Source organism: Halorubrum sp. AD140 (genome assembly GCF_034497445.1).
Lineage (GTDB): Archaea > Halobacteriota > Halobacteria > Halobacteriales > Haloferacaceae > Halorubrum.
The window spans coordinates 35,876-55,548 of sequence record NZ_JAXRUU010000014.1 but is presented as its reverse complement, the minus strand read 5'-3'; the positions used below and the strand labels follow the sequence as shown (position 1 = coordinate 55,548).

The 19,673-nt window shown below is 56.1% G+C and carries 21 protein-coding genes and 2 pseudogenes; 17 read left to right on the top strand and 6 right to left on the bottom strand.

What is annotated here, in order from left to right; all coding sequences use genetic code 11:
- Window positions 1–213 precede the first annotated feature (213 nt).
- The 8 genes and pseudogenes from U4E84_RS05650 (at window position 214) to U4E84_RS05615 (ending at window position 6,387) form a co-directional block, all read left to right on the top strand.
- Window positions 214–1,260 (top strand): PAS domain-containing sensor histidine kinase, encoded by a 1,047-nt coding sequence (locus tag U4E84_RS05650; RefSeq protein ID WP_322531119.1) that lies wholly within the window; start codon window positions 214–216, stop codon window positions 1,258–1,260.
- Between the two features lie 269 nt (window positions 1,261–1,529).
- The gene (locus U4E84_RS05645; RefSeq protein ID WP_322531118.1) at window positions 1,530–1,745 is read left to right on the top strand and encodes a hypothetical protein; all 216 of its coding nucleotides are present in this window, start codon (window positions 1,530–1,532) and stop codon (window positions 1,743–1,745) included.
- A 671-nt stretch (window positions 1,746–2,416) separates the two neighbouring features.
- A complete protein-coding gene (locus U4E84_RS05640; protein WP_322531117.1) occupies window positions 2,417–3,313 on the top strand; it encodes a DNA-binding protein in 897 nt (298 codons plus the stop codon).
- Window positions 3,314–3,575: 262 nt separating this feature from the next.
- Entirely contained in the window at window positions 3,576–4,088 is a 513-nt protein-coding gene (locus U4E84_RS05635) for a winged helix-turn-helix domain-containing protein (RefSeq protein WP_322531116.1), read from the top strand.
- A complete protein-coding gene (locus tag U4E84_RS05630; RefSeq protein ID WP_322531115.1) occupies window positions 4,085–4,537 on the top strand; it encodes a hypothetical protein in 453 nt (150 codons plus the stop codon). Before U4E84_RS05635 ends, U4E84_RS05630 begins: the two co-directional genes overlap by 4 nt.
- A gap of 149 nt (window positions 4,538–4,686) precedes the next feature.
- Window positions 4,687–5,567, top strand: a pseudogene (locus U4E84_RS05625) (hypothetical protein).
- Between the two features lie 138 nt (window positions 5,568–5,705).
- Complete coding sequence (locus U4E84_RS05620) at window positions 5,706–5,894, top strand: hypothetical protein (protein WP_049908471.1); 189 nt, start codon at window positions 5,706–5,708, stop codon at window positions 5,892–5,894.
- A 91-nt stretch (window positions 5,895–5,985) separates the two neighbouring features.
- Window positions 5,986–6,387, top strand: a complete 402-nt coding sequence (locus U4E84_RS05615) for a hypothetical protein (RefSeq protein ID WP_322531114.1) — start codon at window positions 5,986–5,988, stop codon at window positions 6,385–6,387.
- Here the strand turns inward: U4E84_RS05615 and U4E84_RS05610 are convergent.
- On the bottom strand, window positions 6,337–6,825 hold the full coding sequence (locus U4E84_RS05610; protein ID WP_322531113.1) for a hypothetical protein: 489 nt from the start codon (window positions 6,823–6,825) through the stop codon (window positions 6,337–6,339). The two genes, U4E84_RS05615 and U4E84_RS05610, sit on opposite strands and share 51 nt — an antisense overlap.
- Complete coding sequence (locus tag U4E84_RS05605; protein ID WP_322531112.1) at window positions 6,818–7,654, bottom strand: UPF0175 family protein; 837 nt, start codon at window positions 7,652–7,654, stop codon at window positions 6,818–6,820. The genes U4E84_RS05610 and U4E84_RS05605 overlap by 8 nt, the downstream gene beginning before the upstream one ends.
- Window positions 7,655–7,912: 258 nt before the next feature.
- Here U4E84_RS05605 and U4E84_RS05600 point away from each other — a divergent pair, with 258 nt between their 5' ends.
- On the top strand, window positions 7,913–8,101 hold the full coding sequence (locus U4E84_RS05600) for a hypothetical protein (protein ID WP_322531111.1): 189 nt from the start codon (window positions 7,913–7,915) through the stop codon (window positions 8,099–8,101).
- Window positions 8,102–8,278: 177 nt separating this feature from the next.
- Window positions 8,279–9,115 (top strand): annotated as a pseudogene (locus U4E84_RS05595) (RNA-guided endonuclease TnpB family protein); the annotation flags it as partial.
- Window positions 9,116–9,272: 157 nt separating this feature from the next.
- Here U4E84_RS05595 and U4E84_RS05590 read toward each other — a convergent pair.
- Entirely contained in the window at window positions 9,273–10,097 is an 825-nt protein-coding gene (locus tag U4E84_RS05590) for a hypothetical protein (protein WP_322531110.1), read from the bottom strand.
- Between the two features lie 180 nt (window positions 10,098–10,277).
- Between U4E84_RS05590 and U4E84_RS05585 the strand changes: the two genes are divergently transcribed.
- The 6 genes from U4E84_RS05585 to U4E84_RS05560 all read left to right on the top strand — a co-directional run bounded on the left by U4E84_RS05585 (window position 10,278) and on the right by U4E84_RS05560 (window position 14,896).
- Window positions 10,278–11,141: a hypothetical protein gene (locus tag U4E84_RS05585; RefSeq protein ID WP_322531109.1), complete on the top strand. Its 864-nt coding sequence runs from the start codon at window positions 10,278–10,280 to the stop codon at window positions 11,139–11,141.
- Between the two features lie 147 nt (window positions 11,142–11,288).
- Window positions 11,289–11,504, top strand: coding sequence for a hypothetical protein (locus U4E84_RS05580; RefSeq protein ID WP_322531108.1), 216 nt, complete (start codon window positions 11,289–11,291; stop codon window positions 11,502–11,504).
- A gap of 190 nt (window positions 11,505–11,694) precedes the next feature.
- Window positions 11,695–12,138: a hypothetical protein gene (locus U4E84_RS05575; RefSeq protein ID WP_322531107.1), complete on the top strand. Its 444-nt coding sequence runs from the start codon at window positions 11,695–11,697 to the stop codon at window positions 12,136–12,138.
- Between the two features lie 25 nt (window positions 12,139–12,163).
- The gene (locus tag U4E84_RS05570) at window positions 12,164–13,435 is read left to right on the top strand and encodes a DUF6498-containing protein (protein ID WP_322531106.1); all 1,272 of its coding nucleotides are present in this window, start codon (window positions 12,164–12,166) and stop codon (window positions 13,433–13,435) included.
- A 162-nt stretch (window positions 13,436–13,597) separates the two neighbouring features.
- Window positions 13,598–13,756 carry a hypothetical protein gene (locus U4E84_RS05565; protein WP_322531105.1) on the top strand — a complete coding sequence of 53 codons (159 nt, stop codon included), beginning with the start codon at window positions 13,598–13,600 and terminating at the stop codon, window positions 13,754–13,756.
- 156 nt (window positions 13,757–13,912) lie between these two features.
- Entirely contained in the window at window positions 13,913–14,896 is a 984-nt protein-coding gene (locus U4E84_RS05560) for a hypothetical protein (protein WP_322531104.1), read from the top strand.
- A 198-nt stretch (window positions 14,897–15,094) separates the two neighbouring features.
- Here U4E84_RS05560 and U4E84_RS05555 read toward each other — a convergent pair whose 3' ends face one another.
- The 3 genes from U4E84_RS05555 to U4E84_RS05545 form a co-directional block, all read right to left on the bottom strand.
- Complete coding sequence (locus U4E84_RS05555) at window positions 15,095–15,943, bottom strand: hypothetical protein (protein WP_322531103.1); 849 nt, start codon at window positions 15,941–15,943, stop codon at window positions 15,095–15,097.
- 53 nt (window positions 15,944–15,996) lie between these two features.
- Window positions 15,997–16,449, bottom strand: coding sequence for a helix-turn-helix domain-containing protein (locus U4E84_RS05550; protein WP_322531102.1), 453 nt, complete (start codon window positions 16,447–16,449; stop codon window positions 15,997–15,999).
- A gap of 91 nt (window positions 16,450–16,540) precedes the next feature.
- Window positions 16,541–17,350, bottom strand: coding sequence for a hypothetical protein (locus U4E84_RS05545; RefSeq protein ID WP_345785501.1), 810 nt, complete (start codon window positions 17,348–17,350; stop codon window positions 16,541–16,543).
- An 871-nt stretch (window positions 17,351–18,221) separates the two neighbouring features.
- Here U4E84_RS05545 and U4E84_RS05540 point away from each other — a divergent pair.
- The gene (locus tag U4E84_RS05540) at window positions 18,222–19,208 is read left to right on the top strand and encodes a hypothetical protein (protein WP_322531100.1); all 987 of its coding nucleotides are present in this window, start codon (window positions 18,222–18,224) and stop codon (window positions 19,206–19,208) included.
- The last annotated feature ends 465 nt before the right edge of the window (window positions 19,209–19,673 follow it).

Below are 19,673 nucleotides of genomic sequence, written 5' to 3'. Positions count from 1 at the left end.
CTCGTGCCTGCGATGCTTGGGGGGTCGGGAGAGGCCGAGCTAGTCTCACCCGTTTTGAGTCCATCAGGACGGTAGCTGGTTGGCCGAGCGGTGAGCCAGTTGAGCCGGTGTGTGCATACCGGCCCGCCCCGCCCACCGCGACTAGCTGACGAGAACTCGGAGAGTAGAGCGGTATGAACCAGAATTTATACGGTTTGGTCTTCAGGAAGCCGTATGAACACTGAATCGCTTGGTAAGCGCCGTGATTTTCGGTCGTTATTTGATGAACTTGACGGCGTAGCCCTCTGGACAGCGTCCGAGCCCGGGAAATTCGAGTACATCAGTGCTGGCTTCGAAGAGATCTGGGGGATCCCGCCCGATGAAATCAAAGACGACATCAATACACTGATCGAGACAATTCACCCCGACGACCGAGAGCGTGTTCGCGCAAACATCGAGGCGTCAACCTGCGAACTTCGTGATACGGAGTATGAAGGGCGCGTCGTTCGTCCAGATGGCTCGATCCGATGGACGCTCAATCGGCAAGTCATCCTCCAGGATGAGGCGGGGAATGTCTCGGAGATCGTCGGCATTTCCACCGATATCACGGATCAAAAACGCCGCGAGCAAGAGCTTGAACTGTTGAATCGGATCGTTCGACACGATATTCGTAACGATATGGGGGTCGTCCTTGGCTGGGCAGAAATGCTCGACGACCACATCGACGACGAGAGCCGCGAATACCTACAGAAGATCCTCGCCAGCGGGGAACACGTCGTTGAACTGACCGAGGTTGCGCGTGAGTACGTGGAAACGGTGGTCTCGGATGAAACGCTCACCGTGGAACCCGTGTCACTGCGTTCGGTCTTGGAAACCGAGCTGTCGCTTCGCAAGGAATCCTTCCCGGAGGCAGAGTTCATACTGGAGACTTCGCCGCCTGATGTGGAGGTCGCTGCCAACAGTATGCTCGGTTCGGTCTTCCGTAACCTCCTCAACAACGCTGTCCAGCATAACGATGCGGAGACTCCTCATATCGAGATTTCGTGTGCGGTCCGCGACAACGAAGTGGAAGTTCGCATCGCCGACAACGGGCCCGGAATCCCCGACGATCACAAAGACACTGTGTTCGGAAAAGGGGAACGGGGGCTCGGAAGTCCCGGCACGGGAATCGGGCTCTATCTCGTTGACACGCTTGTCACTGAATACGGGGGCGAGATCTGGGTGGAAGACAACGAGCCGACAGGTGCCGTTTTCATTCTCGAATTACCACTCGCTGGCTGAGCCGAAGGAAAGAGCCCTATCTGGGTGCTGTTCGGTTATTTCTCCCCCTTTGAACGATGCGGCTCTGTTGAAATCCTCTTGTTCAGACACAAAACAAGCTGAAACAGCCTATCGTTTAGCTCTGTGTACTGAGTGACTCGTGAACCCTCTCTAGTCAGCACATACTCCAAAATATATCACCACTCAAGGATTTCAACAGAGCCATGGAATACTGTGTATCGGTCAATACGGAACGAACAAGTAACAATAGACCAGTAAGACGTGTGAGTATGGCTCGAAGTCTGTGGGAGGTGTTCCACTCACTGCTAGACCGGAGTGGTGGGGGTAGTGAGGACGCCGAGGAAGACGACAGTGGCTTCCTGCCGTCTCCCATCGATCTATCTATCCGGGATTCGCACGGCGGTTCTGACGTCGAGATCGACAGGGAGCTCAACAAAATCAACGAACGAGCGCGCGAACTCGTAGAGAAGCGACATGAAGACTAAGCAGCTCTTGTGACTAATCTGGTCACGTAAACGGCAGAGGAAGGAACGCTAAACTGTTGCTGAATACAATTTCTATATTCAGCACAACCACGAAAACATATCACTGATTGAGGATTTTATCAGAGCCAACGATGCCTTCCTCTGGTTTCGAGGTTCGGTTAAATTCGGCGGAGATGTAAACATTCGCTTGCCCCTCTTTCGTAACTTAACAGGGATTTATTGAGCTGATATTACTCTCTATCGGCTGGCCGGTGTGTACGATACGGCTCGCACCGCTCGCCGCATTCCGCCCTCCGCGTCGCTCGCGACCGACCATTCCGGGCGGTCTGCCTACAGTAGCGGGCGGACTGCCGGGCTAAAGTGAATGTGCCCTCGGCGCCAGCGCTTCACCCGTTCGGGTCCTGCGGACCTCGGCAACGCCGACCGCGACGGACGTGGTTGCGTCGCGGCGAACGGGGAATGCGCTGGCCGCTCGCTTCGGGCGGGTCGGCGCGCGGTGCTGGTTGGGGGCACCGCAGGCGGGCGCGCACTCGCTCGCGCCCGGGAGGGCGCTCGCGATGGCGCGAGCGAGCGCGCGCAGATGGATCTGTCGGTCGGTGTCGTCGAGGAAACCCGCGATGTAAGAGCATCGCGGGGGTGGCCCGTGAGCGCCTTCGGATCAGTGAGATCCAATGTCTAGTACCAACTCGAGTCGCAAGGTCGTTACGGTGGATGAACAGGCATTCGAGAATGCGGGTGAGCAGGCAGTCGATGAAGACGGCTTCCCGGTCGTCGATGAGACGCCGACGTTCGAGGCCGCGGTCGAGCAGGAAACGCAGGCAAAGGTGGATGCGAATCACCCGTACGGGATCGCAGACACGAGCGACGAGCGGATTCACGGTGTCACTCTCGAACAGGAAGAGCGCATTCGAGCGCGAGATGCCGAACTGGAGCACATCAGGGCCCAGGCCGAACTCGGGACGCAGGACGGTCGGGAGCAACGCACGCGAGAGGTCGCCGCCCAAGGGAGCAAGGAACGCCAGCAGGAGTTCCAGAAACGTGCCGCGAGCGTGGACCCGATGGCTGACCCCGAACAGGATGATCCCAGAGCGGAACTCTCACAGGATGAACTGGCGACGGTGAACATGGAGGCAGACCGACTCGCGACGCGGTTGGATGGCTGGGCGCGGGCGGCGATCAGTCGACGGCTAGCCGAAGCGGTCGTCGAGGGCACGGATATGACGAGTGCGGTCGTGCGGGTGTTCGAGGAGTTGCAGACAGCCCCGGGTGGCACCGTGCCCATCGGAAAACTCGAAGACGTCGATCGTAAAGAGGTGAGCATCGAGGGTCGTGTGAGCGTGCTTTGGGAACCGTCGAGTCCAGCCATTCAACAAGTTGGACTCATCGAAGACGAGAGTGGGAAAACGAAGCTAACGTCGTGGGTCGCGAGTGACCAACCCTGGATCGAAGAAGGCGAGCGCGTTCGTATTCACGGAGCGGCGAAGAACTGGTACGACGGACGCGTCTCGGTGGCGCTGACCGGGTGGAGCACCGTCATGTTCCCAGAGCGCGGTCAGTGGTGGGAGTAGCCGATCAGCGGGACTTTCTTTTTTGCTGTGTGCCGGACCGACCCAGACCCCGCCTCCCCACCCTCCGCTCCCGGCCTCCCTCTGGTCGGCCGGCAGCCACAACCGTACTCATAGTTTTGAAATCCAACAGCGAGATTTCGAGGAGAACATCCTCGCAGCTATGTGAGGTAATAATATAAACCTGACAACGCTCATCTACAAGTACTACCACGAGATAATTTCCCCAGGAAACTATTTGTTCCTCGACTGCGTAACACCCAGTATGACCGAAACGTGGGACGACGTCAATGAGCAAGTCAAAGCGGACTGGAAAGACGACACCACACCGTTCGAGCGGGTGTACGAAATTGTCGAACAGACCCACGACGGGCAGTCGGCGGCCGAGATTGCCGACCGTGCCCTCGTGAGCGAGCCAACCGCACGTCGACACTGCAAGACCCTCGTGAACACCGGGTTCGCCGAGACGGAACAGGAGGGCCAAACAACGATATACAAGCGCAACAGCGACCGGATCTTGATGTCCCGGATCCGCGAGCTGCGTGAGGATGTCGATCGACCGGAGTTGCTCGACAGCATCAAAGAGATGAAGGCCGAGATACGTCGCTACGAGGACCGCTACGACGTGGTGTCGCCGGAGGAACTCGCCCAACAACTCGACGCCGACGAGACGGAAGGATGGGACGACCTGGCAGCATGGCGCACGACGCGGCAGAATCTCGCCGTCGTGCAAGCCGCACTCGCCTACGACGAGGCCAGCCATCAGCTCGCCGTATGAGTGAGGACGACCGCGCCGGCGAGTTCGGGGCGACCTATCTGCCGGCGCTCCAGCGGATTCGTGATCTCTGGCTCGAACTCGAGCCGTTGGTCGACGCCACGGCGTACGACGACGTCGTCGCCCCCACGGAACTACAGATCAGTCTCAGTGATGGGCTCGGCGACGCCGACAGCGCTCGGCTCGATATCCAGTGGAGCGAACTGGGGATGTATTCGTTCCACTACGTCGATAGCGAGCACGTCAATTGGCGCTTCGATCGCCACCCGAACACACACTCTCCCGAGATTCATTTCCACCGGCCGCCTGAAGCCGCGACAGCTGACGCCGAACCGTCCTGTATCGACGTGACCGAGGTGTCACTCGTGACGCGTGCCGTGCATGCGATGTGGCGGGCAGCGTACGAGAACGACGATATCGACCAGCTGAATAGCGCCTCAAACCCGCCGTGAGGCAGCATTATCGCGTGGTTCGGTCAACCACATCGATCCTCTGTTCGTGAGCGGCTTCGACATCCGAGTAGAGTGCCAACGCGTGCTTGATTAAGCGACGGTCGTCCGGACGTTCAAAAGTGAAGCCGACAGAAGCTATGAGCTAACCAATCCACAACCGATATTCTGACTTCGAGGAACTGCGGCCGACCGGCGAGGCGTCCCACATTCCGGACACGAGGCTGGCGATGGGTGTGAAGGTGCCCCCCGGCGGCAACGCGTCGCGACGAGCGCTGGTGGCTACCCCGATGCGCCGACGACCACCGACGGCGAGTGTCGGTCCTGTGGGACGTCAGTCCCGGACGGCCAGACGAAATGCCGGTTCTGTCTCACCAACCATCTCGGGAGTGACGCGACTAGCACGAACGAGCCAGCGTCGACGACATTCCTCGGCATCGTCCACCTAGTCGTCGAGTCGACCACGTTCTACGGCGCCATAGCGAAGGGCGGCGCCGCGGCGAACCTCCTCTCTGCCAACGAGGCGGAGCCGGCCGTCGACGACTACACACTCATCTACGACCTCGACGAGGCGCCGGCGCGCCAGCTGGCCGAGCAATGGCCCTCGCTCCCCGGCGCGGTACAGGCGTCGTCAGCGGCAGGAGAGGAGCTTCTCAGTGCCGCCCGTGCACGGACAGGGTGGCACGGGCAGGAAGCGTCGGAGCGTCAGGAACAGGCCCCGACGCGGCTCTTCGACCAGCGAGGGAACGGCATCCGCGACACGTCACGGCTCACTGAGGTCCTCGACGACGACGACGACGCGGTGTGGCTGGTTCCAGCGATGGCGCTAACCAAATCCGCTGGCGAGGCTGCGGCTGATCGCCAGGTGTCGTCGGTACCGACAACTCAGGAACTCGACTGTCAAACCTGTGGACGGAGGACCGACCATCGGTTCAAGACCCACGAGTCGGTCCCGCATGAGGCGTGGACGGGGCAACCGATCTGGGAATGCCGGGTGTGTGGCTCGGCTCGCTACGGACCCCGTCCCGAGTAGGGCCAGTGCTGGGCGTCGGTTAACCAACAGTCTGGGAGTACCGTCGAGGTTCGTTGGTTAAGGTCGTGATATCCTGCAAGCCCGACGCCGGTCTCGATGGCGAGTCTTTCCGCGCCGGCGAGCGGTGAGGCGCTTCCGATGGAGCAAGAGTTCAAACAGGGCTACCGGATGCATCGTATACTCAGTAATCTCAACCGACTCGACGTCGACCGATTGGACGACGCGGATCGAGAGCGAGTCGAGACCGCGAGAGACCTCCTGGAAGAGGTGAGCCTTCTCACGCGGCCGGGCGACGGAGCCGGGGCGGACGCGCACGCAGATTCCTAACTGGAATCGCCGACCACGCCCAAGGTGGCACCTCTCATGTTGGTTTATCGCCCCCGACAGGGGTGCGAAGGCGACCCCGTGACGTCCAGATATGGCGACACTACAAGCTGCAACGACGTCGACTGGCGCGGTGGTATCGGATCCGCAGGCAGTCCGTGAGCTCTGTGAGAGCTACTGCTTCGGGACCCTCGACTGGGAGGTTACCGAAGACGGGGAACTCACCATCTGGGGGTATGACGACTTCGAGGTGTACAAGGCGCGGGAGAACGGCCTCCCGGACTACGAGGGTGGCATCGTAACCCACGAGTTCTTGCGAAAACTCGCCGACCATATCGAAGCCAACGAGGAACTCGATATCCAGACAGCGGGGTTCACGACGTGCCGCTTCCTTGTGCTGGCGAATCGGTACGTCGTTCGCGACGGGGAAGTCCGCTACGTAGGTCTACGGCTCTTTCTGGGTGTTTCGGAGTTCCGCTGCAATATCTGGCCCTAACGTTACATCAGAAATATAATCATTAACGCCGATGTCAAATTCGTTGATTGAAATCCCACACTTCTGATAGGTTTGAATAGCGAATGCAGTTCCCCAAAGTGTCTCAACATCTCTCCCCTCTGCAGTCTTTTTCATGGCGAAGTCGTTCGTGGTCAACACTGACCGTTCTGATCGTTCTGCTGCGATGACTCCAGTCCAATCGTGTACGCTTAACTTATTTGGAATCTTAGCGCGAGCATCTTCCAAATCAATTTTGTGTACTGAAAGCCACTCAGGAGTGTTTTCAACAGGATGGTACGGAAGAAATTCTTGCTCCCAGATTCGCCGGCTCGTAACCAATTGGTAGTCCACGTCCCACACTTCGGGGCCGTGGAACCATCCAGCGTTCGCAAATGCGGAGAGGACGGAATTGTCCAATACGAGCCAAGGCCTATCCATCGTTCAGATCCACGCCGGAGTGGAGATCACTGACAGATTGAGGCCCGTAGCGAGGGGTGATATCATAACTCTCCAATAGCTGCTTGAATTCGACTTGGGAGAGTCCTGCTAGTTCAGCACCCCGACCGATAGAGATATCGGCGTAGACATAACAGAGCATCGCTCCCTCTTGACGAGCGATGTCATATGCCTCTGAGGCGGTTACCTCGTCAGCAGATAGAACTTGTGCCCCGCTCTCGGTGATGGGGACAATCACTTCGAGAGCCCGGATGAGATCCATCGCAACGAGTTCAAAATCACCGGTCCCGTCGTTCTTCTCCTGTTTCACTTCTCGATACAGGCGGAAGAAGAGCGCGGTGAGTGCTGAAAAGAGTTTACTCTTCTCTGAATGCTCAATACTGTCCTCAGTAACATCCTCAAATGCGACGTTACAAGCTTGGAGAACTGGGAGAACAATAAGCCAGTCTCCACCTTCACGAGTATGGAAGGCAGTTTTCGCTACCTTGGTCATTACCTGCGAAAAGAGTTCGGTAAGATAGCTTTCGATCCACTGTTGACCAAACGGTAACAGAGCCGCAAGAGTATCTGCTTGGCCAAACTCATCTTTGTAGTGCTCTTCAATTACGGTGACTGATTCCTCGAAGCGCTCTTCCGGTGGCATGGCGAGGACATCGTCGATGACGGTTTCGAGGAATACGTCCGGATCATCAAACGAGGCCTTGACAGCAGCCTCAAACTGATCTTGGACAGATGAAAACGACTGGAAGGGATCATTACGTTTATCGGGACCGCTAGGTCCATTCGGACCAGAAATTTCCCCTCCGACCATATCTACCTAGAAAATCAGGCCCCCACGTACGAATATCTGTCGCAGAGAGGAGTTTGGCCGTCAATCCACCTAAAAACAGAGATTATCCGCGAATAGGCCGAATTGGAGCTCTCGAGACATAGGTGCAGAAAAGACGGAAACAGATCGTCAGTTCAGGACACGTCAGATGCTCCTGACGAGACGAGGACAGATCCCTCGAGTCCGACGAGAGTTATCGTGTGATGTCTATCCAGACCGGCGGGGAGTGAGGCGCTTCCAATGAATCCAGATGTCGAACAAGGATATCGGCTGCACTGTGTGCTCAGCAATCTCAACTGGATCGAGACTGCCGGACTCGACGACGCAGATCAAGAGCGAAACGAGGCAGCGAGGATCCTTCTCCAGAACGTGAGTCTGCTCTCACACCCGCAACACAGTGGGGACGTCGATACACAAGTCGAGTCCTGAGCGGCGTCGCAACGAGGATTTGGCTAGATCGCTTCGGAGAATGTGTATCGCCCCCAAGAAGGGGTGGGGCAGACCAGTCCCGGATGGTCTCCGTGGGGGAAAACAGATGCAGGCAAGTTCGATAGCGACCTGGTGGGCCCTCTAAGACAACCAGTCGGTATCAGAAGGTGATGAGCCGTGACTGAACTCACAAAAACGCTGGAATTGAAACTGGTAGACCCGAACGCACACAAGCGGGAGAAGCTCCGTGAGATGCGGGCGGCCTACCAGCAGGCGCTTCAAGAGGCCTTCGACGCGAGCTGTACCACACTATCGGAAGCGAACGACATCGTGGTTGATTACCAACTGAGCAGTTACGCGAAGAACGCCCTGAATCGGTATGTCCCACAGCTAACGACGACCTATGGGGCAGGTGAACTCAGTGACCATCATCCTGTTCGCTTCACGAACGAGGGAGTGAAAATCGACCACAAGCCCGAAAACGCGATAGAGTGGTACGTCAAAATCCCACACCACGAGGACTACCATCTCTGGGTACCAGCACAGGCGAACCCTGAGCAACGGGACTGGCTTGAAGTCGTGATTGCTGGTGACGCAGACGTGGGGGAAGGTCGCTTGATCCAGCGGGATGGGACGTGGTATTTCCATCTCACCGCGAGCCGCGACGTCCCGCTCAGCTCAGAAGTTTCTGCCGAAGAAGGCACCCCCATCGGCGTCGATATTGGAGAAGCAAGTCTCGTCACGGTGTGTCACCGCGACGAGCATGGTTCCCCGACAAACCCTGAACTTTGGACGGATGAGGGAAAGACGGTACGTCTACTCCGCAAGCGCTACTTCACCACGATGTGGCGACTCCAAAGTCGCGAGAGCGAACGAATTGCAGATATCTTTGGCGACGAGTCGTGGGCGCAAATAGACGATATCCTCCACACCGTCACCAGGGAGATGGTGGAGTACGCTGAGTCAGTCGAGACGCCGGTTCTCGTGCTCGAGGATTTCACCTACATCCAAGAATCGGCGCGGAGTGTGACGGTGGTACAATCGTGAGAGAAAAAATTAGTCCCAGTAGCAGCCGCGTATAAATCAGTCCCAGTAGCAGCCGCCTATGTATCACCCGCGCGCGGGGCTGCTTTGTCACTGTCACTCGCTGACCAACCGACAGCGGCGCATCTCATACAATTCCCAGTCCGTTTGCTAGTGTGAGGCTGGCGATAACCGCAAATCCACTTGAGGCCAGTCCATTCTTTACGGATTGCCGCCGAAGCCTACTGCTGAAGTCATCAAACCCTTGATCAGAGAGTACTAGCGGCGTCTCGTCGCTTCCCCGGAGTACGGGGGTGTCCTGATCCATCGTGACTTCTCCGTAGACGGCCAGGACCTCGCCGTCGAGGATGGTTCTTGCCTCGAAATACTCGCCGTCAGGGATCTCTTCGGAGGCATCTACATCGAAGATGTACTTCATAGTGGGAATGGGGTTGACAGCCCAGTTTTCCTTCAGATGGATGTACTTTGATCTCCAGCTACGCTTCGACAGAGAGGTTGATACGGTCCAATCCGGAGACACTGTTGTAATATCGGTGCTGTCGTGGGTCTCGACCAACCAGTCTGTGTCGATACGAATCTCGCGCCGACCGTCGTCAATCAAAAACGTCCCGGACTCGATCCCGGATGCATACGTAATCATATTCATATCCGCTCCGGGCTCTTCGGCATCAAGATTGTAGTTATGTGACTCAGATTCCTTGAGCCGCCACACGTACGCACCAATCGACTCCGCGTCATCGATCGGGAAAGAGTTGCTTAGTGGCGGAGAGTCCCTGACGTGAATCGTCCCCTCTATAGCGATGGTCTCGCCATCGACGAGCGTTGGTGGACTTTCGTCTTCAGATGCCGACACTGATCGGCAGAGTATTCTGGCGGTGATAGCTTGGTATCCAAACCACAAAGAGCTAGCAAGTAGAATTATCCCGATAATAGTCCTCACCGCTTCAACCATATCCGTCTGCACCGCTTGGGTGTACTTTATATATCGGGGTTAGGATCAACTCGAAGAGAACTCGTTCGGCCAGTTCACATCACCCGTCCTTTGTACAACCAGCGTTACCCTCATTTTGTGTCTGAAAAGAGGGTTTCAACAGAACCAGATAATTACGACTGGGATACGAACGGAAATGTGATGCCCTCCATCCGATCCATTCTAGTCAGCCTTCTCATTGGTCTCGTCCACGCGGGAACCCTCATCGTTGTGGCACTGGCACTCGGTTATTCAATCGGCCCATCGGAGTACACAAGTCTCGGGATGGGGTGGCGCTATGGTGGTCTCGTTGTCATGGCTGCTGCTCCAGTGTGGCTTGTGCTCCGGTATCGAATTTTCGCCCCACTGCTCGCCCTCACGCTAACCACTGGCTACGTGCTCGGGATGGAACTCACGCCACCAGGGCCGACCTTCAGTGATGTCGCAGAGTTGGAACGCCTTGCTGAACCGACCGGTATCATCGTCGTCGAGAACGGGCTGTATATCGTCCGGTATATGCTGAATGCCTCTATCTGGCTGGTTGGATTCTTGTTTCTCGGTCTGGTGGAATACACTGTTCGTACCGGGTGGAAGCGGCTTCCAGCAGTACCATCACTGCCTGCACTAATTTCGATCCCTGCGTCACGGGGGCAGGCGGTACGCGTCGCTACGGTTGGTGGCGTACTCCACGCAGCCGTGATGCTGTGGTTTGCACTCCGACTTGGTCTCACCGTTTCGGGTGAGTTCAGCTGGCTCATGTACATCAGTAGTACCCTTGGGATGTGGGTACTCGCTGCTGTTCCACTGTATCTCTTAGTTCGCCATCTTGTGGTTGCGCCAGCGACAGTCCTCACCGTGTTCATGCTGCTCACCGTACAGGCGGAGTTCACAGCCAGTCCCGATGACCCCCACGCACTGTACTTCGGTGCGTGGTTTCTCTACCTCGGTCTGCTTCTCGTTGTGACAGGTATCGAGGTCGGGCTTCGCCGGCTGCAGATCGGGCAACGATTGCGCACGATGACGTAGTCACGCTTCGGATCTAATGGGTGAAAAACAGCGGAACGCTGAAAGCGATGTACGTGCCAGATTCATGTTGTACTGAAGGGAGTCATAGGGACAATCTGCGTTTGATCTTACGAATTGTTTAACTGTTCCAGCAGAGGTTTCGGATCCATGGCCGCACTAATAGATCACATTCTGGATTCGGAGTTGTCCGAAACAAAAGCAAAGAGCTATCGAAATGGGTTTACAGCAGCCTTGGTTACTGGGTTCAGCGTTCTGTCGTATCAGTATTGGTCGGTTGGGGAGCTCTCTGTAGAGATGATGGCTGTGTTCTTTTCAACAGCGTTCGTATTCGTTCTGTCCCAATACGTGTATCAGCAGGAGTGAAAGCCACTATGAACGAAACTATTTTTTGTGGTTACTACGCGACTAACTTACATCCTCTATCGCTTAATAAATCCGGTAGTTTACATAATCTCTCGGGGAATGTCAGCATATGACTCGGGGTCTCTGTCATCGATACGGTCCTGGTGCTCTGCCGTACGCTTCTCGTCGTGATGTTGGCGGTGGAATTGCGATGGCCGCGACTGGGCTTTTGGCAGCAGTTTTGTGGTTCAGTGGGGGTGGAATTCTGCTCGCTGCTGGAGTCGGTACTGGAACGCTTGGATTTTTCTTCAGCGTCGGCCTACTGTTTCTTCCGCTTGTGATTCTAACCTCGTTTATTCTCGGGTTCGTTCTCTGGGGCAAGTACTATCCAGAAGAAAACAGGCGTGTCTACGGCTCCCTGTATGGCGGGTTTACAGCCCTCAGTAGTCTTTGCGTTGGAGCTCTTGCCCCAGCGTTATTACTTGCGGTCTCAAACGTAACCAGCGGCGATATGGCAGTGGGTGAGGGATTGGTCTTTTTCGTGTTACTCCTCCCTGCTGGATCCCTGTTCGCCGTTATTGCAGCCGGGTGGCTTGTGGTTCCCCTCGGAATGTTCGGCGGCTGGTATCACGAACGCGCAAAAGGCGTTCCGTAGAAACACTCACTCGATTGGACTACTCATGATCTCGCGTGAAACCCTACAGGACGATCGTCCACCGTCTAAGACGATCGCGGTCATCGTTGCGAATGCACTGCCGCTCGTTGGCGTGGTTGCTCTGGGGTGGAATCTCGCAGCACTCGTCTTTCTCTACTGGTTTGAGCTCGGGATCGTTTCATTTTGGGTACTAGTGAAAGCGCTGTTTGCCGGTCGACCGTCGGAATTTGATTCTGATCCGCTGATCGGTGGAGCGCTGGCAAGCAAGCGGACGGCAATCTCGATTCCGTTTACCGATCTCGGGATTCGACTTTCCACGCTACCAGTCCTCGTCGTCGCCGCCCCTATCCTCGCACTCGTCTGGTTCTTTGTAGGAGTCACGACCGTTGGTGTGATCGGTTCTGAAACGCTTGATCCGAGCGCGCTGGAGCTGGTAGTGCTTTCTTCGTTCGGTATCTTTCTCAGCGAAGGAGCATCGACACTCGTTGAATATTTTCACCGAGAAGGATACCGTGATCACAGTGCCCAGACGGCGATCCAAGGCATCTTTATGCGGGGTGCGGTGATCGGAATCGGCGGGCTACTCACGGCGACGTTCATTGGACTCACCACGGATTCGGTTTCGGGTGATGATCCGATTACGGCTGTCGATCCGACAGTTGTTGGTCTCCCAATCCTGGTTGGAATCGTTTTCGTGAAATTCAGCTTCGATCTCGGTGGGCTGTACCGCGACCGACTCGCCGCCTTCGACGAATCGACTTCGTTCGAACTTGGCTGGGCTTACGAGCCACCGACTCACAATTCGATCGAATCGGTGGAGAGAGTGGCCGAGCGAGTGCGGCCGTCGGTTCTCGGCAGACTGTTCGGTGGCCTTTCACCCGCAAACGTTCGATGCCATCCAGGTTCGTTGGCCGTCGGCGGATTCATCCTGCTGATTTCGTTGCTCTTCGCTATGGGTCGCGCCTGGGATATTGTTCTCGCGCTCGTCGGTGTCAGTCTCGTCACTCCAGTTGGGCTTCTCACGATTGACTACGGGTTGCGGTACGGCGGCGTTGAATACCGCGTGTCCGAAAACAGAGACGCGATTGTCGCGTACGATCGACTGTTCCGGACGCGACTGTGGCGGATCGAATCGTGGGACGAACACGGCTTGCGTGTCGAACGGAATCGGCTCCACAGGTGGCTTGACACGTCGACGGTCGTCATCGAATGTGCTGATCAAGAACTTTGGATCCCACATATCCATAACCCGAAATCGATCCTCGATGTGTTCGACCGGCGTGCTAACGGTATTTGAAGCTGTTATCAAAAGTTTGGGCTTCGTTCAACAGGACCGGAAGAGCTGGCTCTGTTGAAATCCTATTCTTCAAACATATTCTCGCCTGAAACAGCCGATCAATGAGAGCTGCGAATCTATTGTCCCGAAGGTTCTATTATCAAACCAATCAGAGTAGTAGATATGGATACCAGCCCCTCCCCTGAGAGCATATTCGGTATGCTCGTTTACTTCCTCTTTTTACTCGTAGCAGTGTTTCTCGGCCCACTCGAAGCAGTACTGGGTTTGGGACTGTATTGGCTATTCAGAGACGACGAGGACCAGAGTCAGACACCAAGTTGAGCATCGTTACCCGTTCCACTAGTTCTGACAGGACTTCCCTGTGTTGAGCAATCCGTGAGTCTCCTCTACTGAGCAATCGGGGGGTGTAAAACTATCAACTGCTGAGTATTTCAACAAAGCCGAAGAGCTTTTTTTTGCCAGTCAATGCGTCGGGATATGCTTCTCGTCGGCAGTGACGACGGCGTCCATGCCGTAACCGACATCCAGAGCAGCAATCCGGATGTCGCACAGGTCCAAGAAGGGGGACAAGTGATGCGAGTTGAGACGGTTGACGCGGTCGATGGTGTACTCGCTGCGACCACGACAGGCCTGTACTACTCTCTCGACGGCTCCGAGTGGATCGATCTGGACGTTCCCGCGGGTGAGGTGTACAGCGTCGGAGCGAGCACCGACCGGCTCTACGCCGGAACGCGGCCGGCGCGCCTCTACGCGGCCGATCTCCCGCCGAATGGCGGCCTCGGTGAGGACGTGGTGTGGCAGGAACTGGACGCGTTCACGGCACTCGACGACCGTGACGACTGGGGCACCGATCGACACGACGGCGTCGCGCAAGTCCGGGACGTTCGCGCTTCAACCGGTGTCTCTGACCGCCTCGTCGTCGCCGTGGAAGTCGGCGGCGTCTACGTCAGTAACGACAGCGGCGAAACGTGGAAGGATCGACGCGTCACGGGATTTGACGCGCCCCATCTCGACGACGTCCACCACATCGAAGTTGCGGGCTCGGATGTCTGGATCGCGGCGACTGGGAGTGGACTCTACCGCACAACGGACGCCGGCCAGTCGTGGACTCGACTGGACGCCGGCCACCGACAGACGTACTTCCGAGAATCCCTCGCACACGATGATCACCTGTACGCTGGCGGCTCACCGTCGCCACCCGGCGGCTGGCTGAACGACCGTGACCACGCGTTGTTCGAATCGGTCGATGGCAACACTTTCAGGTCGGTGACATCGCCGACGCCCAGCGAAGTCGCAGTCGGCTGGTGTACTCACGGCTCCGACGCGTATGCCGTCACGAACCGTGGGACGCTACTCCGAAAGTGCGGTGAGGACGGCACCTGGGAGACCGTCGGGAACGTGCCAGTCGCCGAATCCGTCCACGGCCGCACACAACCGCTCGTCTGGTTCGCGGACAACTGACCAGTAGTGTTTCCGGACCGAACTGCGTGGACACCGGCTACATTATTTACGGAGAGTCGAGGAGAAAGCCTCGCCCTTCCACCCGGGGAGGATGTCAAACTGACCGATAGCGGTTCGGTCCCGACAGAGCCGGTCGTGAGCGGAGTGATCATCATCGATGCGATTCAAGGAAACTGAATCCTTATCACGACTCCCAGTTCACGAAAGGATTCCTTGGACGTAGATGTGTGCGTACGCGCTTGCCCACACGATCGAGAGTAGTTCACCGACACTGGACGAGATCATACTCAACACGGGATACACAAACGTTAGTCCTGTTTCGGGCTGGGGAAGAACTGTTGGGAGATAGAGACTGACTGCACTTCCAATAGCGATCACTGCGATAAGCATGAACTTTCGTCGGTAGTGCGTCGTGATACGCCAGCTCACCCGTAAGGATTTGAGAGGGCCGTACTGGCCGATGACACATGCCTCAGGTGCAAACCAGAACTTGAACAGGAGAAACAGAAGCGGTACGGCGAACACGATCCCGCCGACCGCTGCAGCGACGGGGAAACCTACCATCTCCACCGGCGTCCCCGGGAGTACGCCGATCAACAGGATTAGCGGCGCTGACACGAAGAACGGCATTGTCATTACCGAAAACACGACGAGAAGGATAACGCCCACTAACGCTGGTGTGCGGGCGATGCTTCGACGCAATCCTTCACGTCTCGTGATGGGGTTGCCGGTCAGTTCGCCGGCGACGATCGTTCCTATGTAGGCGCGGATCGAGATGATGAACGCGAACGCCGTCACGGCCTCGACCACGCCGATTACGGGCATTGGGAGCACGGTGATAATGTCCGTTTCGAGCAGCCGGTTGACCAGGATAACCACGCCGGCAAAGACGAGGATCGACGGATAGGACTGAAACAGGCGAACCGACCAGACGAGCGCGTCGAGGACGGTTCGATTGGTTGTGGTCGTCTCGATGTTGCGGCATTCGAGACACCCGCAACCATCGACATCATCCCGAGCCTTAATCGTCGGTGTCACGTCACACATAGTCGTGTCGTCACCGGTAGAAGTGCTCCGAACCGGTGTGTCGGTATGTTCACTCATTCGGCGGTGACGAACTGGGAGATGGATTCGCCGGCGGCAAGCAGGATGGATGGGGGACCGAGTAGCGAGGCAAAGGATTTGAACGCCCGTTTGAGACTCGGTCGATCATCCTCGGTGCCGAGAAAGAGCAGCGTTGGGTCTTCCGAGACGACGTACACGCTCATTTCACGGCCTTTCTCCGAGTAGCAGGTGTCCGTGACTTCGATCACACCGGCCGATTCGAGGTTCTCCAAGTGGTAGTGGACGTTCTGGACGCTCTGGTCGAGTTGATCAGCGATCCGCGAGGGGGTCGCCGGTGTCTCGTTGAGCAGACCGAAGATCTCGTAAGCGGTATCCGAGGATAACGCTTCGATCACGTCGCGTGTCGCGTCATCGTCGAGACTCAGTACGGCAGGATTGTCACTTCGTTCGACGGCGGCGTCCGTTTGTGTCGGGAAGAGTCGTGCCATAGGTGTGGGTAGCTTCTGTGGATGTCGGTTGCGGGGGTGTAGTTCGGCTGTGGGCTGTTCGAAACTGTCGTTCCTACTTATTGGTCGGTGGTTATGTTGATTCCGGGGCAGCGGGCGAGAGCGCGATCAACCGCATATAGTAGGCTGTGTACACCGTATAGAAGTACGCAAATCCGACCGTCGAAAGGACGATCCCGATCGGGAGTAGGAAAGCGATCGGAATGCCAAGGTCGATCGGTACTACGCCAGTCGGCCCAGTGTCCGTCATCGTCAACTGAAGCAAGTATTCGGGGATGAAGAAGACGTTCAGCAGGACGAGCCATGCGACCGAGAATCCGGCGACGCTTTTGAGGTTTGAGCGGACGAGTCCGATGCTTCTCCGGAACGCGTCAGTAACGCTCTCGTTTTCAATGACGATCGCGGCGTCGTAAAACTGCACGAACATAATGACGACGAGGATCGACACCAGCCAGAGCAGCAACGAGGCGACGCCCGCAGCGAACGCAGCCATCTCGTGAATCGCGGCAAGCGCCATCGTTCCGATTCCGAGGACGAACCCGACGAATCCAAGTCCGATAGCGGTCCCAAAGACGATCAGTACGAACAAGACAGTTGCAAGGAGAAGTCGAATGTAATGTGTTCGAGCGGCAGTGAAAAAGCCGGTGAGCGACGCGTCTGTGCCGTCGATCGCAGCCTGGGCAGTGCCGATAAACCCGCCGAGAACGAATGGGAAGACGAGCAGCCACGCGAGTGACGTGCCTGCCGAGATGAATGGTGATTCGATCAGGTAATCGAGGTATTGTAGTTGGCTGCCGCCCCCGACGAGGAGACCGGCGACGAGCAGGATTGGATTTGCGCGAAGGGCGGTAAATCCGTCTTTGAATGCGGAGACTATGACCATCGCATCCACTGCTTCCCACGGCCACATCTTAGGTCGAACGGAGTATCAAAACCAGATTTAAGGCTCTGTTGAAATCCTTCAGCCCTGACAGGAACCCTGTGCTGAATAGACTGCGCGAATCTTGTATCGACGTAGGGTAAATCCGAGTAAACAGTATCTGCTGAGGCTCTTCAGACACAGCTGTCGGTGGGAGTATAAATTCGTATTTCGTCGGTAGTGATGAGGACGTGATGGTCCCAGATTTGTGTGCCTAGATATGGACGACCAGCTGTCCATCGGAGGTTCTCTAACGCATCAACATTGACCCAGTCGTAGAGTGTCGTGGGTTTCTCGAACACGTCGATGTTAGCAGCTTGGAATGCGTCTATCACTGCTTCACCCTTTTTTCCGGTACTACTGATTGAGTATGGTTGTAACAGGGTGAAATTGCTCTCGCTGTGTGGTGGTAGGGAGGGCATAATGAATGTAGTAACTGAATACATAAAACATAATGGTTCTCAACTTTCACAGTTGTTCTTATAAATAAGGTGAATATTGGAATAGCCCGTCTGGTAGTATCAGCGGTCTACTGTATAGAATCTCTGTATGTAGCACGACGGCAGAAATATATCATCACTTGAGGATTTCAACAGAGCCAGATTTAACCATTTTGAGGCCTTGTAACGCCTGTTTCGCACACACGACGCAAAGGACAAATTCGATTTGAGCTATCGAGATATTAAAACACTCTGCCAAGCGATACCTGGATACTCGTGAGAACACGTCAGTATCGGATAGTGCTCGAACAGTTCTGTGAGAGAAAGCCATTCCGAATCCCACCGGTAACCGGCAGACGTAGCAGATGAGTGCGGGATATACTCGACGGGCGCTGTTGACGACACTCGGGGCGATGGGCGTCACGAGTGTCGCTGGCTGTCTTTCATCGGGGAATAGTCGTTTTCGGTTGAGTGCTTATCCAGTAGAGAATCCATACGAGAAGTTCCTGCGGACAGATCTGACGGCACAGCGAGCGCAGTTCGCTATCGATTATCCCGACGAGTACAAGCGCACCGTCTATGAGGAACTGTTTGCGAGTGGCTCCGTAACGGTGCTGAACTACGAACTAACCTACGAGTACGAGTTCGGCTCGGAACAACGGGAACAGCCACAGTTCACGACAGACGGTGATCAGTATTACCGGATCCACGTTGATACAGTTCGAACTGTCGAACGTGACTGGTGGGAATTCTATCTTGATCTTCAGGATACAGAATCGTCCGACGGTGCCGATCCAGCAACGGTACCGATCACGTCACTGTCCGATCGTGATCAGCAGATACTGGAGCACGCGATGGAAGCCGCCGCTGCGGATCGAGACCCCGCGATCGATGTCGGTGATCAGGACCCCGGTTCACGCGGTGTCACATATCACGACCACCTCGATGCCGACAAAAGCGATCTCGTCCCATCACCCCCGTTCGAATATCTCCAACACAACGACCATCTGTTTCAAGCCCGGGCTGAGCAGGATACCATCTCCGTCACCGAACGGACGTTCACCGCCGAGCAGATCGGTGACTCTCAATCTGAATACGAGCAACACGTCCACGACACTGTTCTCGAAGTCGACTTTTCGACGGTCTCGCTCTCAAGTAAGGCGACGGACGTACTCGACACGGCAACAGATGGGCGACCAGTCTCGGGATTCTACGAAGAGTCGCCACCGATGTCGGACGGACTCGATGTAGTCCTCACACAGCTCAACGCTGCCGACCACGTACGCGAACACAGCGAGTATGCGGAGTATACGACGTTTCCGAATCTGTATGCGATCTACGACGAGAGTTGGTACGAATTCGAGTTAGCCGTCTATCCGTGAGTAAAAGCCACACTATTTGATAGTTTTTGACTCAGTTGCGATCCGCACAAGGAAATCATCCATTTATGACGTTTTCAATGATGAACGTACCGATGAGGTAAATTGGAAGCAAGAAAATGATCAAGAGAATGGGGATTACGATAAATTCGGGTGTATTCCCATCTCCCGTTTCGTATATGAGTGCCGCTAAAAGAAACACGATTAGGGCGAGAAACAGTTCTGTTCGATCCATCTCATCACACTAATCTTGAGTACGTGTTAGTGTTTTTCGATCGTTAGTGGGATTTCAACAATTTAATCCGCTCTACCTTCGATTCCTGAGCGCCGCTGTCAGCGCCCGAAATTGTCCCCACCCGTTGTATCGGAGTGCTGCTGGCAAGCGGCGACGTGCTCCATCAAGTGCTGTCCGCAGGGCAGCCGAGGCGTTCTCAAAGATTCCGGGTCCGTGGCCGACGAGGATTTGTT

Coding starts and splice junctions, on each gene's coding strand:
- U4E84_RS05560 (WP_322531104.1), top strand. CDS start 13,913: ATGCTTCTCGTCGGCAGTGACGACGGCGTCCATGCCGTAACCGACATC.
- U4E84_RS05620 (WP_049908471.1), top strand. CDS start 5,706: ATGGAGCAAGAGTTCAAACAGGGCTACCGGATGCATCGTATACTCAGT.
- U4E84_RS05615 (WP_322531114.1), top strand. CDS start 5,986: ATGGCGACACTACAAGCTGCAACGACGTCGACTGGCGCGGTGGTATCG.
- U4E84_RS05590 (WP_322531110.1), bottom strand. CDS start 10,097: ATGGTTGAAGCGGTGAGGACTATTATCGGGATAATTCTACTTGCTAGC.
- U4E84_RS05610 (WP_322531113.1), bottom strand. CDS start 6,825: ATGGATAGGCCTTGGCTCGTATTGGACAATTCCGTCCTCTCCGCATTT.
- U4E84_RS05555 (WP_322531103.1), bottom strand. CDS start 15,943: ATGTGTGACGTGACACCGACGATTAAGGCTCGGGATGATGTCGATGGT.
- U4E84_RS05575 (WP_322531107.1), top strand. CDS start 11,695: ATGGCCGCGACTGGGCTTTTGGCAGCAGTTTTGTGGTTCAGTGGGGGT.
- U4E84_RS05645 (WP_322531118.1), top strand. CDS start 1,530: ATGGCTCGAAGTCTGTGGGAGGTGTTCCACTCACTGCTAGACCGGAGT.
- U4E84_RS05650 (WP_322531119.1), top strand. CDS start 214: ATGAACACTGAATCGCTTGGTAAGCGCCGTGATTTTCGGTCGTTATTT.
- U4E84_RS05565 (WP_322531105.1), top strand. CDS start 13,598: ATGGATACCAGCCCCTCCCCTGAGAGCATATTCGGTATGCTCGTTTAC.
- U4E84_RS05635 (WP_322531116.1), top strand. CDS start 3,576: ATGACCGAAACGTGGGACGACGTCAATGAGCAAGTCAAAGCGGACTGG.
- U4E84_RS05630 (WP_322531115.1), top strand. CDS start 4,085: ATGAGTGAGGACGACCGCGCCGGCGAGTTCGGGGCGACCTATCTGCCG.
- U4E84_RS05545 (WP_345785501.1), bottom strand. CDS start 17,350: ATGGTCATAGTCTCCGCATTCAAAGACGGATTTACCGCCCTTCGCGCA.
- U4E84_RS05605 (WP_322531112.1), bottom strand. CDS start 7,654: ATGGTCGGAGGGGAAATTTCTGGTCCGAATGGACCTAGCGGTCCCGAT.
- U4E84_RS05580 (WP_322531108.1), top strand. CDS start 11,289: ATGGCCGCACTAATAGATCACATTCTGGATTCGGAGTTGTCCGAAACA.
- U4E84_RS05600 (WP_322531111.1), top strand. CDS start 7,913: ATGAATCCAGATGTCGAACAAGGATATCGGCTGCACTGTGTGCTCAGC.
- U4E84_RS05570 (WP_322531106.1), top strand. CDS start 12,164: ATGATCTCGCGTGAAACCCTACAGGACGATCGTCCACCGTCTAAGACG.
- U4E84_RS05550 (WP_322531102.1), bottom strand. CDS start 16,449: ATGGCACGACTCTTCCCGACACAAACGGACGCCGCCGTCGAACGAAGT.
- U4E84_RS05585 (WP_322531109.1), top strand. CDS start 10,278: ATGCCCTCCATCCGATCCATTCTAGTCAGCCTTCTCATTGGTCTCGTC.
- U4E84_RS05640 (WP_322531117.1), top strand. CDS start 2,417: ATGTCTAGTACCAACTCGAGTCGCAAGGTCGTTACGGTGGATGAACAG.